The 13,354-nt window shown below is 68.5% G+C and carries 15 protein-coding genes; 14 read left to right on the top strand and 1 reads right to left on the bottom strand.

Annotated features, from left to right (window positions below; translation table 11 throughout):
* Nucleotides 1–18 precede the first annotated feature (18 nt).
* Nucleotides 19–2,292 carry a thiamine pyrophosphate-dependent enzyme gene (locus ACKTTN_RS09730; protein ID WP_407909644.1) on the top strand — a complete coding sequence of 758 codons (2,274 nt, stop codon included), beginning with the start codon at nt 19–21 and terminating at the stop codon, nt 2,290–2,292.
* Between the two features lie 21 nt (nt 2,293–2,313).
* Here ACKTTN_RS09730 and ygfZ read toward each other — a convergent pair whose 3' ends face one another.
* A complete protein-coding gene (gene ygfZ / locus ACKTTN_RS09725; RefSeq protein ID WP_407909643.1) occupies nt 2,314–3,171 on the bottom strand; it encodes a CAF17-like 4Fe-4S cluster assembly/insertion protein YgfZ in 858 nt (285 codons plus the stop codon).
* Nucleotides 3,172–3,200: 29 nt separating this feature from the next.
* Here ygfZ and ACKTTN_RS09720 point away from each other — a divergent pair, with 29 nt between their 5' ends.
* Genes ACKTTN_RS09720 through ACKTTN_RS09660 form a run of 13 tightly spaced genes read left to right on the top strand, consistent with a single transcriptional unit; the run spans nt 3,201 to nt 13,332 of the window.
* Nucleotides 3,201–3,374: a DUF1674 domain-containing protein gene (locus ACKTTN_RS09720; RefSeq protein ID WP_407909642.1), complete on the top strand. Its 174-nt coding sequence runs from the start codon at nt 3,201–3,203 to the stop codon at nt 3,372–3,374.
* A 51-nt stretch (nt 3,375–3,425) separates the two neighbouring features.
* On the top strand, nt 3,426–3,821 hold the full coding sequence (gene sdhC, locus ACKTTN_RS09715) for a succinate dehydrogenase, cytochrome b556 subunit (RefSeq protein ID WP_407909641.1): 396 nt from the start codon (nt 3,426–3,428) through the stop codon (nt 3,819–3,821).
* Nucleotides 3,818–4,225, top strand: a complete 408-nt coding sequence (gene sdhD, locus ACKTTN_RS09710) for a succinate dehydrogenase, hydrophobic membrane anchor protein (RefSeq protein WP_407909640.1) — start codon at nt 3,818–3,820, stop codon at nt 4,223–4,225. The genes sdhC and sdhD overlap by 4 nt, the downstream gene beginning before the upstream one ends.
* Before the next feature lie 14 nt (nt 4,226–4,239).
* Nucleotides 4,240–6,033 (top strand): succinate dehydrogenase flavoprotein subunit, encoded by a 1,794-nt coding sequence (gene sdhA / locus ACKTTN_RS09705; protein WP_407909639.1) that lies wholly within the window; start codon nt 4,240–4,242, stop codon nt 6,031–6,033.
* A 41-nt stretch (nt 6,034–6,074) separates the two neighbouring features.
* A complete protein-coding gene (locus ACKTTN_RS09700) occupies nt 6,075–6,857 on the top strand; it encodes a succinate dehydrogenase iron-sulfur subunit (RefSeq protein WP_407909638.1) in 783 nt (260 codons plus the stop codon).
* Between the two features lie 21 nt (nt 6,858–6,878).
* Nucleotides 6,879–7,301 carry an MAPEG family protein gene (locus tag ACKTTN_RS09695; RefSeq protein WP_407909637.1) on the top strand — a complete coding sequence of 141 codons (423 nt, stop codon included), beginning with the start codon at nt 6,879–6,881 and terminating at the stop codon, nt 7,299–7,301.
* Nucleotides 7,298–7,546 carry an FAD assembly factor SdhE gene (locus ACKTTN_RS09690; RefSeq protein ID WP_407909636.1) on the top strand — a complete coding sequence of 83 codons (249 nt, stop codon included), beginning with the start codon at nt 7,298–7,300 and terminating at the stop codon, nt 7,544–7,546. Before ACKTTN_RS09695 ends, ACKTTN_RS09690 begins: the two co-directional genes overlap by 4 nt.
* Nucleotides 7,497–7,943, top strand: coding sequence for a hypothetical protein (locus ACKTTN_RS09685; RefSeq protein ID WP_407909635.1), 447 nt, complete (start codon nt 7,497–7,499; stop codon nt 7,941–7,943). The genes ACKTTN_RS09690 and ACKTTN_RS09685 overlap by 50 nt, the downstream gene beginning before the upstream one ends.
* 23 nt (nt 7,944–7,966) lie before the next feature.
* Nucleotides 7,967–9,211: a lipoprotein-releasing ABC transporter permease subunit gene (locus tag ACKTTN_RS09680; protein ID WP_407909634.1), complete on the top strand. Its 1,245-nt coding sequence runs from the start codon at nt 7,967–7,969 to the stop codon at nt 9,209–9,211.
* The gene (gene lolD / locus ACKTTN_RS09675) at nt 9,204–9,911 is read left to right on the top strand and encodes a lipoprotein-releasing ABC transporter ATP-binding protein LolD (protein WP_407909633.1); all 708 of its coding nucleotides are present in this window, start codon (nt 9,204–9,206) and stop codon (nt 9,909–9,911) included. The genes ACKTTN_RS09680 and lolD overlap by 8 nt, the downstream gene beginning before the upstream one ends.
* A gap of 6 nt (nt 9,912–9,917) precedes the next feature.
* Complete coding sequence (locus tag ACKTTN_RS09670; protein WP_407909632.1) at nt 9,918–12,248, top strand: DNA internalization-related competence protein ComEC/Rec2; 2,331 nt, start codon at nt 9,918–9,920, stop codon at nt 12,246–12,248.
* Between the two features lie 18 nt (nt 12,249–12,266).
* Nucleotides 12,267–12,896 carry a MotA/TolQ/ExbB proton channel family protein gene (locus tag ACKTTN_RS09665; RefSeq protein WP_407909631.1) on the top strand — a complete coding sequence of 210 codons (630 nt, stop codon included), beginning with the start codon at nt 12,267–12,269 and terminating at the stop codon, nt 12,894–12,896.
* A gap of 1 nt (nt 12,897) precedes the next feature.
* Nucleotides 12,898–13,332, top strand: a complete 435-nt coding sequence (locus tag ACKTTN_RS09660; RefSeq protein ID WP_407909630.1) for an ExbD/TolR family protein — start codon at nt 12,898–12,900, stop codon at nt 13,330–13,332.
* Nucleotides 13,333–13,354: the final 22 nt, after the last annotated feature.

The raw sequence follows: 13,354 nt of genomic DNA, 5'->3' as shown, positions 1-13,354 counted from the left end.
GTCCGCCCGGATGACCGCATGACCGCCACGCTGCCGAACCCGATTCCCGCCCGAATGAAGGGCGTCAACCGCGCCGAGATCTGCGACGTCAACTTCACCGAATTCGTGAAGGCGTGGGACGGGCGTGTCGATGCGCGACCCGCGCCGGACGAAGCGATCCTCGACGGCAGCGCGCTCGATGCACGCGGCTTCCGCGAGCTGTTCGAATCGCAGCTGATCAGCCGCCATCTCGACCTGATGGCGCGCGTGCTGCGCGTGCAGAACAAGGTCTTCTACACGATCGGCAGCAGCGGCCACGAAGGCAACGCGATGGTCGCGCGCGCCACGCGCCACACCGATCCCGCGTTCCTGCACTACCGCTCCGGCGGCTTCATGGCCGAACGCTTCCGCAAGCTGCCCGGCATGGATCCGGTGATGGACTCCGCGCTCAGTTTCGCGGCGAGCAAGGACGATCCGGCCAGCGGCGGTCGCCACAAGGTGTGGGGCAGCAAGCCGTTGTGGGTGCTGCCGCAGACGTCGACGATCGCGTCGCACCTGCCGAAGGCGCTGGGCACCGCCGTCGCGATCGAGACCGGTCGTCGCATCGGCCACGCGCTGCCGATTCCCGACGACTCCATTGCGATCTGCTCGTTCGGCGATGCCTCGTCGAACCACGCGACCGCGCAGACCGCGTTCAATGCCGCGGCGTGGACGGCGTACCAGAAGCTGCCTGCGCCCGTGCTGTTCGTCTGCGAGGACAACGGCATCGGCATTTCGGTGAAGACGCCGACGGGCTGGGTGGCGAACCGCTTCCAGAACATGCCGGGCCTCGACTACTTCTTCGCGGATGGTCTTGATCTGGCGACGGGCTACGGCGACGTGCAGCGCGCAGTCGAGCACTGCCGACGCACGCGCCGCCCGACGTTTCTGCATCTGAAGACCACGCGGATCATGGGTCACGCCGGCACCGACTTCGAGATCGAGTGGCGTTCGATCGAAGAGTTGTGCGCCGTCGAGGCGACGGATCCGCTGCTGCGTTCGGCCGCGATCGCACTTGAGTCGGGTCTGATGTCGAAGGACGAAGTGCTCGCGCTGTACGAGGCGACGCGCGCCAAATGTTTCGCGGCTGCCGACGAAGCGGATCGTCGACCGAAGCTCGAAGCGCTCGCCGACGTGATCGCACCGCTAGCGCCGTACACGCCCGATGCGGTGAAGGCCGAAGCCGAGCGCGCGCCGGACGCACAGCGTCGTATCGAGGTCTTCGGCAGCGAAGCCAAGCTGCCGGAAAACCAGCCGCCGCGCCATCTGGCGATCCAGATCAACAACGCGCTGCACGACCAGTTCGCGAAGTATCCCGACACGCTGCTGTTCGGCGAGGACGTCGCGCAGAAGGGCGGCGTCTACACGGTGACGAAGGGCCTCTACAAGGCCTTCGGCCCGCGCCGCGTGTTCAACACGCTGCTCGACGAGACGATGATCTTCGGCCTCGCGCAGGGCTTCGCGAACATGGGCATGCTGCCCGTGCCCGAGATCCAGTACCTCGCGTACTTCCACAACGCCGGCGACCAGATCCGCGGCGAGGCGTCGAGCCTGCAGTTCTTCAGCAACGACCAGTACCGTAATCCGATGGTCGTGCGCATGGCGGGCCTCGGCTACCAGCGCGGCTTCGGCGGGCATTTCCACAACGACAACTCGATCAGCGCGCTGCGTGACATTCCGGGGCTGATCGTCGGTTGCCCGTCGCGTGGCGACGACGCGGCGACGATGCTGCGCACGCTGATGGCGCTGGCGAAGGTCGACGGCCGCGTCAGCATCTTCCTCGAGCCGATCGCGCTGTACATGACCAAGGATCTGTACGAAGCCGGGGATGGCCAGTGGCTGACGTCGTTCCCGACGCCCGGCGAAGCAATGACGCTGGGCGAGGGCCGCACCTACGGTGACGGCGACGATATCGTCATCATCAGTTACGGCAACGGCGTGCCGATGAGTCTGCGCGCCGCGCGCCGCATCGAGCAGTCACACGGTTGGAAGACCAAGGTCGTCGACCTGCGCTGGCTGGTGCCGCTCAACGACGCGTACATCGTCGAACAGGCGAAGAACGCCAAGCGGATCATCGTGGTCGACGAAGGTCGTCGCAGCGCCGGCGTGGGCGAGGGCGTGATCACCGCGCTTACCGAAGGCGGCGTGGGCGCGACGCCGCTGCATCGGGTGGTCGGCGTCGATACGTACACACCGCTTGCGGGCGCGGCGTTCCTGGTCATCCCGGGTGACGACGACATCGTCGCCGCGGCGGACACGCTGGCGACGGGTTGACGCAAGCGCCTGCAGCGATCGTCAGCGCTGCAGGCCGTCCGCGAGCGGCAGTCGCTCGACGACCTCGCCGCGCAGGCGCAGTGCGGAATCCGCGGGTTCGAGCGGCACGACGGCCAACGCGTCGTGGCCGCGCAGGACGACGATCTGGCCGATGTCACGCCCGTCGACGTCGGTCAGCGACTCACCCGCGTGCGCATCGCCGGATGTGACGCGCAACCGTGCGAGCCCACGTTTGGCGCGCCCGAGGAAATGCGTGCGCGCGACGATTTCCTGGCCTGGATAGCAGCCCTTCTTCACGCTGAAGGCGTCTAGGCGTTGCAGCGACAGTTGCTGCGGCGTCCAGTGCTCCAGCGAGACGCCGGGCAAGGACGGCCAGCCGTGCGCGATGTCCAGGCGCGACCACGCTGCGTCCTCGTCGCTTGTCGCAGCGACGGTGGGCGAGGGCGCGAGAGTGAGCGTCCGTGCGCCGGCGTCGCCGGACAGATCCAGCTCGATCGCGTCGCCGATGCGTGCCGACACGCCGCCGGATGCGACGTCCGGCCGCGCCAGGCGGCCCTGCGCATGGACCGCCGCGACGTCGATCTTCACCTTGCTCCGGAACACGAACCGGCGCAGCGCGGTGGCTAAGGCCTCTGCGTCGGTGGCGGTGGCCAGCCAGACGGTCTCCGCGTCGATCCGCAGCAGCGCAAACAGCGCATGCACGCGGCCTTTCGGGTCGAGCCAGCCGCTCCAGTGCCACTGGCCGTCCGCCAGCGCCGTCACATCGTTCATGAACTGCGATTGCGCAAACGTAAGCGCATCGCGGCCTGCGAGCTGCAAAACCCGCAATCCGGGCAGGTCGAACAGGCGCGGCGAACCGTACTGCGGGTTGTCAGACATGGGGTCCGGACATAAGATTTCCGGCTGGAATGATAGGCCACGCGACCTCCGACACCCCGCAGGAAACGCCGGAGAGTCCCGACTCCTCGCCGTTGCCCGCAACGCCTGCGCCTGAACGTGCGCGCGAGGTCGGCGGTCGCCCCGGTCCCGAGCCCACGCGCTACGGGGACTGGGAAAAGGACGGCCGCTGCATCGATTTCTAGCGTCGCCCGCTCGACCCCGCGGCCGCGCCGCATCCGAACGAGACCTCCCGCATGGCGTACCGCGAACGTCCGTTGTCCCCGCACCTGCAGGTCTATCGCTGGCAGGTTCAGATGGTCAGCTCGATCCTGCACCGCGCGACGGGCGTGATCCTGTCGCTCGGCAGCCTGCTCATGGCGTGGGGTCTCGTCGCGCTCGCCGCGGGCGCCGACCACTGGGCGACCTTCACCCACGCCGCGCGTTCGCCGCTCGGCTTTCTCGTCATGTTCGGCTGGACGTGGGCGCTGGCCTTCCACCTGCTCAGCGGGCTGCGCCACCTGTCGCAGGACATGGGCGTCGGCACATCCGTTCCGTCGTTCACCCGTAGCGCGTGGCTCGCGATCATCGGCAGCCTGGTGCTGACCGCGATCGTGTGGATCCTCGCCATGCAGAAGTGGGGTGGCGCATGAGCACCAACGCAGGTGGCCGCCCGCCCATGCTCCGCCATCCGCTGAAGGTCGCGCGTGGCCTCGGCTCGGCGAAGGACGGCACGCATCATTTCCTCGTGCAGCGTGTCACCGCCGTCGCGCTGGTGCTGCTCGTGCTGTACGCGGTCGGGCTGGTGATCTCGCTGGTCGGTGCGGATTTCGCGACGGTGCGCGCGCGCGTCGGCCATCCGCTCAACGCCACGCTGCTGATCGCCTTCCTCGTCGCGAATTTCTGGCATGCCCGCCTCGGCCTGCAGGTGATCGTCGAGGACTACGTCCACACGGCGGTCCGCTATTCGCTGTTGCAACTGCTCATCGTGTTCGCGTGCTGGATCGCGGGCCTTGCGAGCGTCCTCGCCGTCGTGCGCGTCATGCTCGGCGCCTGACCCGGAATCTTTCGATGCCTGCCGCATATCCCATCCAGGAACACAAGTTCGACATGGTCGTCGTCGGCGCCGGTGGCGCCGGCCTGCGCGCCACGTTCGGCCTCGCCCAGAAGGGCCTGAAGACCGCCTGCATCACCAAGGTCTTCCCGACGCGTTCGCACACCGTCGCCGCGCAGGGTGGCGTCGCAGCCGCACTGGCGAACATGGGCGAGGACGACTGGCGCTACCACTTCTTCGACACGGTGAAGGGCAGCGACTGGCTGGGCGACCAGGACGCGATCGAATACATGTGCCGCGAGGCGATCCCGGCGATCGTCGAGCTCGAGCACTACGGCGTGCCGTTCTCGCGCACCGAAGACGGCCGCATCTACCAGCGGCCGTTCGGCGGCATGACCACGCGTTACGGCGAGGGCCCACCGGCGCAGCGCACCTGCGCCGCTGCCGACCGTACCGGCCACGCGATCCTGCACACGCTCTACCAGCAGTCGCTGGCGCACGACGCGCAGTTCTTCATCGAGTACTTCGCGCTCGACCTGATCATGGATGCCGACGGCGCGTGCCGCGGCGTTCTTGCGCTGGACATGGCGGCCGGCACGCTGCACCTGTTCCGTTCGCACGGCACAGTTCTCGCGACGGGCGGCTACGGCCGCGCGTACTTCTCGGCGACGTCAGCGCACACCTGCACCGGCGACGGCGGCGGCATGGCGCTGCGTGCCGGCCTCGCGATGCAGGACATGGAGTTCGTGCAGTTCCATCCGACCGGCATCTACGGCGCCGGCTGCCTGATCACCGAAGGCGTGCGAGGCGAGGGCGGCATCCTGCGCAACAGCCAGGGCGAGCGCTTCATGGAGCGCTACGCGCCGAGCGTGAAGGATCTCGCGCCGCGCGACATGGTCAGCCGCGCGATGACGATGGAAATCCGCGAAGGCCGCGGCGTGGGCGAGCACAAGGACCACATCCTGCTCGACCTCACGCACCTTGGTCCCGAGGTGATCCACGAGAAACTTCCGGGCATCGCCGAGTCCGCGCGCATCTTCGCGGGCGTCGATGTCGAGAAGCAGCCGATCCCGGTGATCCCGACCGTCCACTACAACATGGGCGGCATTCCGACCAACTACCATGGCGAAGTCGTGCAGCTGCGCGGCGGTAATCCGGACGCGGTCGTGCCCGGGCTGTACGCGATCGGCGAAGCCGCCTGCGTTTCGGTGCACGGCGCGAATCGCCTGGGTTCGAATTCGTTGCTCGACTTGGTGGTGTTCGGCCGCGCGGTGGCGAACCGCTGCGCCGAGACGATCAAACCCGACGCCTCGCACGCGCCGCTGGCTGCCGACGCCTGCGACAAGGCGCTGGGTCGCCTCGACGCGCTCCGCAACGCCAACGGCGGCACGCCGACGTCGGTGATCCGCGACAACATGCAGCGCACGATGCAGGCCGATGCCGCGGTGTTCCGCACCGGCGAAACGCTCGCCGAGGGCGTCAGCAAGATGCGCGAGATCCACGCATCGTTCGCCGACGTGCGGGTTACCGATCGTTCGTTGGTCTGGAACTCCGACCTCATCGAGACCTTCGAACTCGCGAACCTGCTCGACCAGGCGCTGGTGACGATCGTGTCGGCGGAGAACCGCAAGGAGTCCCGCGGCGCGCATGCGCGCGAGGACTTCCCCGATCGCGACGACCATGCCTGGATGAAGCACACGCTGTGCTGGATCGACGAGGCGGGCAACACCCGCATCGACTATCGCCCGGTGCACTCGTACACGCTCACCAACGACGTCGCGCCGGTTCCGCCGAAGAAGCGCGTCTACTGACCTCGCGTCCGCCGTCAACGGCGGACGAAACGGACCCGACCATGGCCGAATTCACCCTCCCGAAGAACTCGAAGATCCAGAAGGGTCGCCACTTCGCCGCGTCCGGCGCGAAGCAGCCCCGGGTCTTCAAGGTCTACCGATGGAATCCCGACGACGGGCGCAACCCGACGGTCGACACATACGAGGTCGATCTCGCGGCGTGCGGTCCGATGGTTCTGGACGCGCTGATCAAGATCAAGAACGAGATCGACCCGACGCTGACGTTCCGTCGCTCGTGTCGCGAAGGCATCTGCGGTTCGTGCGCGATGAACATCGACGGCACGAACACGCTGGCCTGCACCAAGGCGATCGACGACTGCCGCACTGGCGAGGTCGCGATCTATCCGCTGCCGCACATGCCGGTGGTGAAGGATCTCGTCCCGGACCTTACGCACTTCTACGCGCAGTACGCGTCGATCAAGCCGTGGATCCGCACGCAGAGCCCGACGCCGAGCGATCGCGAGCGCCTGCAGTCGCCGGAAGACCGCAAGAAGCTCGACGGCCTGTACGAATGCATCCTCTGCGCGTGCTGCTCGACCAGCTGCCCGAGCTACTGGTGGAACGGCGACCGCTACCTCGGCCCGGCGATCCTGTTGCAGGCCTACCGCTGGATCATCGACTCGCGCGATGAAGACACCGGCGCGCGCCTCGACGACCTCGAGGATCCGTTCAAGCTGTATCGCTGCCACACGATCATGAACTGCGCGCGGACGTGTCCCAAGGGGTTGAACCCGGCGCACGCGATCGGCGAGATCAAGAAGCTGATGCTCGCGCGTCGCGCCTGACGCCCGGCAGCGCACGACCGCATGGACGTTCGCGCGATCTACCTTCCCGGCTTCGCGATGGTCGTGCTCACGGCCATCGTCTGGTGGCGCATGTACACCATGCGCATCGCGCAGATGAAGCGCGAGCGCATTCACCCGCAGAAGGTCGCGACGTCCGCACAGGCCGCGGCGCTGCTGACGGACAGCCGCGCGGCGGACAATTTCCGCAACCTGTTCGAGTTGCCGGTGCTGTTCTATCTCGCATTGGTGGTCGCGGACCGCATCGATCGCGTCGACATGGCCAGCGTCGCCCTCGCGTGGCTGTTCGTCGCGCTGCGCATCGCGCACAGCGCCATCCACGTGAGCTACAACCGCGTCATGCACCGGTTCATGTCGTACGTCGCCGGCGGCGTGGTGTTGTGGCTGCTGTGGGCCTACATCGCGATCGGGCTGTTCCTGCGGTGAGCGACGACGTCGAACTGAAGGCGCTGCGCTGGCGTTGCCGGCGCGGCATGCGCGAGCTCGACCAGTTGCTGGAGCGCTGGCTCGATCGTCGCTGGGCGGCATCGTCCGACCTCGAACGGGAAACATTCCGACGGCTGCTCGTCGTCGAGGACGATAAGCTCTGGCGCGCCTTCCTCGGACACGACCGCCTCGACGATGACGACCTCCAGACGCTCGTCGAACGCATCGCCGCCGTTGCACCTTGAGCTGCGCCCGTCGCGGGCGCTGTCGATTGCACTGATGGCGCTTGGCGTCGTCGGCGCGGCGGGGATGTTCCTCACCGACCTCCCCACGTGGACGGCGCTGATCGCGTCGCCCGTTTGCTTCGCATGGGGGCTCGCGCTCGCGCGCAAAGAACGCCGCCGCGTATCGCAGCGCCTGGTGCTCCGCGCAGACGGCACGGCTTGGCTCGACGACGTTGCGATCGAAGCGCTGCAGGTCGACTGGCAGGGCCCGATCGCTGCCCTGGCGTGGACGCGCGATGGCCGTCGCGAACGCGCGGTCGCCTGGCCCGACGTGCTGGGCGCGGCGAGCCGACGTGAACTCCGCCTGTGGCTCCTCACGCGGCCTTCCCGCGCGGGGACAGCGGCAGTGGCACCATAGTCGCCCCCCGGAACAGGCTTCGCATGTTCACGCCCATTCCCGTCGCCATCGGCCTGCGCTACCTGCGCGCCAAACGCCGCAATGGCTTTATCTCGTTCATCTCCCTCGCATCGATCCTCGGGATCGCGCTCGGCGTCGCCGCGCTGATCACCACGCTGGCGGTGATGAGCGGTTTCCAGCGCGAGATCCGCGACCGCATGTTGCAGATGGTCGCGCACGCGACGGTCAGCGGTTATGGCGATCCGATCGAGGACTGGCCGCGCGCGGTCAACAAGGCGCTGGCCGACAAGCGCGTCGCCGGTGCGGCGCCCTACGTCGAGGCGCAGACGCTGCTGTCGGGGCCGCGCAAGCAGCCCGCGATCGTCCGCGGCATCCTCCCCGATCAGGAGCGCCACGTGTCGGTGCTCGCGTCGAAGATGGTGCAGGGCCGCCTCGATGACCTGAAGCCCGGCTCGTTCAACATCGTGCTCGGCCGCGAGCTCGCGCTGTGGCTCGGCGTAGGCGTCGGAGACGACGTGGTGATGATCACGTCCGAAGCGCTCGCGACGCCGATGGGCGCGGTGCCGCAGATGAAGCGCTTCCACATCAGCGGCATCTTCGAGGCGGGCTACAACGAATACGACCGCGGCATGGCGTTCACCTCGATGCAGGACCTGCAACGCGTGCAGCGCTTGGGCGATGGCGTGACGGGCGTCCGTCTTCGCCTTTACGAGATGGACCAAGCCGCGGAAGTTGCGCGCGACCTCGCCCTGTCGCTCGGTGGCCCGTACCGCGTCAGCAATTGGGCCGACGACAACGCGAACATGTTCCGCGCGCTGAAGATGGAGAAGACCATCATGGCGATCCTGCTGTCGCTGATCATCGCGATGGGCGCGTTCAACCTCGTGTCGTCGCAGGTGATGCTGGTCACCGACAAGCAGGCCGACATCGCGATCATGCGCACGCTGGGCCTCACGCCGCGCGGCGTCATGCAGGTATTCATGGTGCAGGGCACGTTGATCGGCGTGATCGGCACGGTCGCCGGCGTGCTGCTCGGCGTCACGCTGACATTGAACCTCGAACACATCCTGCACGGCGTCGAACGCGTGCTCGGCGTGCAGCTGCTGCCCGAGGATGTCTACTACATCACCGGCCTGCCGACCGACATGCAACCGAGCGACGTCACGATCATCGCGGCCGTCGCACTGGTGATGGCGTTCCTCGCCACCGTGTATCCCGCGTGGCGCGCGTCGCGCACGCCGCCGGCGGAGGCACTGCGCTATGAGTGACGTGCGCTCCGACGTGGTGATCCGCGCGCAGGCGCTCGGCAAGACGTATGCCGAAGGCAAGCTGCGCACGCCGGTGTTCGATGGGCTCGACCTCGAAGTCCGCCGCGGCGAAACCGTCGCGATCCTCGGCGCGTCCGGGGCGGGCAAGAGCACGCTGCTGCACCTGCTCGGCGGCCTCGACACGCCGACCGCGGGCGAGGTCTTCGTCGATGGCAAGAAGATGAGCGCGCTTTCGGATGCGGAGCGCGGCCGACTGCGCAACGGCGCACTCGGCTTCATCTACCAGTTCCACCACCTGCTGCCCGAATTCACCGCGCTCGAGAACGTGATGCTGCCGGTGATGCTGGGTGGCACTGCGACCGCCGGTGCGCGCGAGCGCGCGAAGTCGCTGCTGGAAGCGGTCGGCCTTGGGCATCGCCTGGGTCACAAGCCCGGTGAGCTGTCGGGCGGCGAGCGCCAGCGTGCCGCGGTTGCACGCGCGCTGGTGAACCGCCCGGGCTGCGTGCTGGGGGACGAGCCCACCGGCAATCTCGACGAAAAGACCGCGGCGACCGTGTTCGACCTGATGCTCGGCCTGAATCGGGACCAGCGGACCAGCCTTGTACTCGTGACGCACGACCGCAGCCTCGCGCGTCGACTCGACCGCGTGCTCGAACTGCACGAGGGCCGATTGCGCGAACTGGCGCCGGACGAGGTCTAGTCCGGCATGAACGCGGCAAGGACGCCGCTCCTCACTCCGACCATCGCGGTCGCGCTGCTCGCGGGCGTGTGCGCGTGCCTGTCGTTGCCGCGCGCGCCGCACGTGGCGATGTGCATCGTCGCAGTGCTCACTGGCGTCACGTTGACGATGCGTTGGACGTGTCGCCGCTGGGTAGGCGCGTTCGTCGTCGGCTTCGGGCTCGCGGGGCTGCACGCGGTCTATTCGCTGTCGTTGCAGCTGCCGCCGGAGCCCGCGCAGCAGGAGGCGACCATCACCGGTCGCATCGTCGATCTTCCGCGCCGCGAACCTCGCCGCGTCGCCTTCGTGTTCGATGTCGACGGGTCGACGCTGCCCGCGGTCACGGACCGCGCGTTGCGCCTGTCGTGGTACGACGGCCGCGGCGGCGACGCGCCGGCACTGCGGGCGGGAGAGCGCTGGCGCCTGACCGTACGACTTCGCGCGCCCCGCGGCTTGCGCAATCCCGGCGGCGCCGACGGCGAGATGCACGCATTCGCGGATCGCTTAGCCGCGACCGGCTACGTCCGGGCCGGCGCGCGCCTCGACACCGCGTCGGGCCTGCAGGGCTGGCGCGATGCCGTTTCGACGCGCATCGGCTCGGCGGTCGCGAATCCTTCGTCGCGCTTCGTCCGCGCCCTCGCGCTCGGCGACACGCGCGGCCTTACCGACACGGACTGGACGACGCTGCGCGCGGATGGCCTGACCCACCTCGTCGCCATCAGCGGCTTCCACGTCGGCATGGTCGGCAGTGTCTGCGCGCTGTTGATGCGGCTGGTGTGGTGGCTCGTGCCCGGATTCGGACGGCGCATGCCCGCGCGACATGCCACCGCGATCGCCGGGCTCGCCGGTGCCATCGCCTACGCGGCGGCGTCGGGCTTTTCGCTGCCGACCGTGCGCACGCTACTGATGATCGCGGTCGTCGCCGCAGCGCAGCTGTCACGCCGCGCGATCGGCATGGCGCAGGTGCTGGCGGTCGCCGCGATCGCGATGCTGGTGGTCGATCCGCTGTCCGTGCTATCCGCCGGGTTCTGGCTGAGTTTCGCCGGCGTCGCGTGGTTGCTGTGGTGCATGCCGCGCAGTGGGACATCGGCGGTGCGCGAGCTCGCCAAGGCGCAGGCCGTCGCGACCGTCGGCCTGCTTCCGCTGACCGTCGTGCTGTTCGGGCAGGCGTCGCTGGCGGGCCCCGTCGCCAACCTGCTTGCCGTGCCGTTGTGGAGCCTCGTCGTCGCACCGTTGTCCGTCGCCGGCGTTGCGCTTGAGGCGATACATCCCGCGCTCGGGGCGTTGGTGTGGCGGCTCGCCGCATGGGCGTTCGATCTCGCGTGGCCACTGTTCGATCGACTCGCTCATACACCGCTGTCGCTGTGGTACGTGCCCGAGCCGTCGCCGCTGGCGATCATCCCTGCGCTGATGGCGGCGGCTTGGTGGCTGATGCCGCGCGGCACGCCGGGCAAGGCGCTCGCGTTCGTGCTGTGGCTGCCACTGCTGTGGCCAGGCCGCCACGCGCCGGCCGATGGCGATGTCGAAGCGACGGCGATCGACGTGGGGCAGGGGCTTTCGGTTCTGGTGCGCACGCGATCGCATGCGCTGCTGTACGACATGGGGCCTGCGGTTCCCGACGGTTTCGACGCCGGCGAACGCGCGGTGATCCCGGTGCTGCGCGCGCGGGGCGTGTCGCGGCTGGACCGGATGCTGGTGAGCCATGCGGACATGGACCACGTCGGCGGCCTGGTGGCAGTGCGACGTGAGATGCCGGCGACCGATCTGCAGGCGCCGGACGGCTCGGGCGTCGACGGTTCGCGCCCGTGCATCGCCGGCCAGGAGTGGACGTGGGACGGCGTGCGTTTCGTGCTTCTGCATCCGCCGCCGCAATTTCCGTATCTCGCGAACGACTCCAGCTGCGTGCTGCGCATCGAGAGCCGGCACGGTGTCGTGCTGCTCACGGGTGACATCAGCAGCCTGGTCGAGACGCGCCTGGTCGCGGCGGATCCCGCAGCGGTGCGCGCCGACGTCGTGTTCGTCGCCCACCACGGCAGCCGGCATTCCTCGGACGACGCCTTCGTTCGCGCGACCGGCGCCCGCGAGGCGGTGTTCTCCACCGGCCACGCCAACCGCTTCCACCACCCGGCAGACGAGGTGGTCGACCGCTGGCGCGCAGCCGGTGCGCACACCTGGAACACGGCGGACGAGGGCGCGGTGACGTTCCGGCTGCAGGCCGGCGGAATCGACGCGTCCGGCCAGCGCAGCCGGCATTCGCGACTCTGGGACGCCGCGCGACGGGGTTCCACGGACGCTGGGCTATCCTATCGACGCAACTGAACGCCCTGCGGAGGCGACGTGCTCGAACTCGTAAAGTCCGGCGGCTGGCCGATGATCCCCCTGCTGCTGCTGTCGGCACTGGCGCTCGCGCTCATCGTCGAACGTGGCTGGACGCTCCGTCGCAGCCGGGTCATGCCCGCCAAGCTGGGCGACGAGGTCCGCGTCTGGGCCGCGCGCGGCAACCTCGACCCGGCGCACATCGAGTCGTTGCGGCAGACCTCGCCGCTGGGCGCGCTGCTCGCGGCCGTACTGGACATGCGCAACCGCTCGCGCGAAGTCATGCGCGAACGCGTCGAGGACGTCGGTCGCCACCTCGTGCACCGCATGGAGCGCTACCTGAACACGCTCGGCACCATCGCCGCCGCGGGCCCGCTGATGGGCCTGTTCGGCACCGTGGTCGGCATGATCCAGATGTTCCTCGGCATCCTCGACTACGGCATCGGTGACGTGAACCAGCTCGCCGGCGGTATCGGCAAGGCGCTGGTCTGCACCGCGACCGGCATGATCGTCGCGATTCCCGCGCTCATTGCACACCGGTGGTTCCGCGGCCGCATCGCCGAATACATCATCGACATGGAGCACGAGGCGATCGCATTGATGGACGTGGTCGAATCTCGCACGGGCCAGCCGGCACCGCAGGTCGCCTGACATGCGCATCGGTGGGCATCGTCCGGTCGACGAACCGGAGATCAACCTGATTCCGCTGATCGACGTCATCCTGACGCTGGTCATCTTCTTCGTCGTCACCGCCACGTTCGAGGGCCGTTCCGCGCTCAAGCTCGAGCTGCCGAAAGCCAGCGGCGAGAGCGCACAGGCGCGTGATCCGCTGGTCGTGCTGGTCAACGCGCAGGGCCGTTACTTCGTGGCGGATCGTGAAGTGCTGCGCGACGACGCGGCGTCGCTGAAGGCGACGATCACCGAAGTCGGCGGCAGCGATCGCGACCGCCCGGTCATGCTGCGTGCCGACGCACGCACGCCGTACCAGGCGGTGATCACTGCACAGGAAGCGCTGGGCCAGCTCGGTTACAGGCACATCCTGCTCGCCGTCGCCACGCCGACCGAGAAGAAGGCGGCGTCGAAGTGAGCGAGCACACGTCGGCGTGGCC

The sequence above is a fragment of the Lysobacter claricitrinus genome (genome assembly GCF_045866565.1).
GTDB lineage: Bacteria > Pseudomonadota > Gammaproteobacteria > Xanthomonadales > Xanthomonadaceae > Cognatilysobacter > Cognatilysobacter claricitrinus.
Note: the sequence above shows the minus strand (reverse complement) of the source record. Positions and strands in the feature narration are given on the sequence as shown.

What these genes read in the sequence shown, in the direction of transcription:
- ACKTTN_RS09730 (WP_407909644.1), top strand. Translation starts at nt 19, where the DNA reads ATGACCGCCACGCTGCCGAACCCGATTCCCGCCCGAATGAAGGGCGTC.
- ygfZ (WP_407909643.1), bottom strand. Translation starts at nt 3,171, where the DNA reads ATGTCTGACAACCCGCAGTACGGTTCGCCGCGCCTGTTCGACCTGCCC.
- ACKTTN_RS09720 (WP_407909642.1), top strand. Translation starts at nt 3,201, where the DNA reads ATGATAGGCCACGCGACCTCCGACACCCCGCAGGAAACGCCGGAGAGT.
- sdhC (WP_407909641.1), top strand. Translation starts at nt 3,426, where the DNA reads ATGGCGTACCGCGAACGTCCGTTGTCCCCGCACCTGCAGGTCTATCGC.
- sdhD (WP_407909640.1), top strand. Translation starts at nt 3,818, where the DNA reads ATGAGCACCAACGCAGGTGGCCGCCCGCCCATGCTCCGCCATCCGCTG.
- sdhA (WP_407909639.1), top strand. Translation starts at nt 4,240, where the DNA reads ATGCCTGCCGCATATCCCATCCAGGAACACAAGTTCGACATGGTCGTC.
- ACKTTN_RS09700 (WP_407909638.1), top strand. Translation starts at nt 6,075, where the DNA reads ATGGCCGAATTCACCCTCCCGAAGAACTCGAAGATCCAGAAGGGTCGC.
- ACKTTN_RS09695 (WP_407909637.1), top strand. Translation starts at nt 6,879, where the DNA reads ATGGACGTTCGCGCGATCTACCTTCCCGGCTTCGCGATGGTCGTGCTC.
- ACKTTN_RS09685 (WP_407909635.1), top strand. Translation starts at nt 7,497, where the DNA reads ATGACGACCTCCAGACGCTCGTCGAACGCATCGCCGCCGTTGCACCTT.
- ACKTTN_RS09680 (WP_407909634.1), top strand. Translation starts at nt 7,967, where the DNA reads ATGTTCACGCCCATTCCCGTCGCCATCGGCCTGCGCTACCTGCGCGCC.
- lolD (WP_407909633.1), top strand. Translation starts at nt 9,204, where the DNA reads ATGAGTGACGTGCGCTCCGACGTGGTGATCCGCGCGCAGGCGCTCGGC.
- ACKTTN_RS09670 (WP_407909632.1), top strand. Translation starts at nt 9,918, where the DNA reads ATGAACGCGGCAAGGACGCCGCTCCTCACTCCGACCATCGCGGTCGCG.
- ACKTTN_RS09660 (WP_407909630.1), top strand. Translation starts at nt 12,898, where the DNA reads ATGCGCATCGGTGGGCATCGTCCGGTCGACGAACCGGAGATCAACCTG.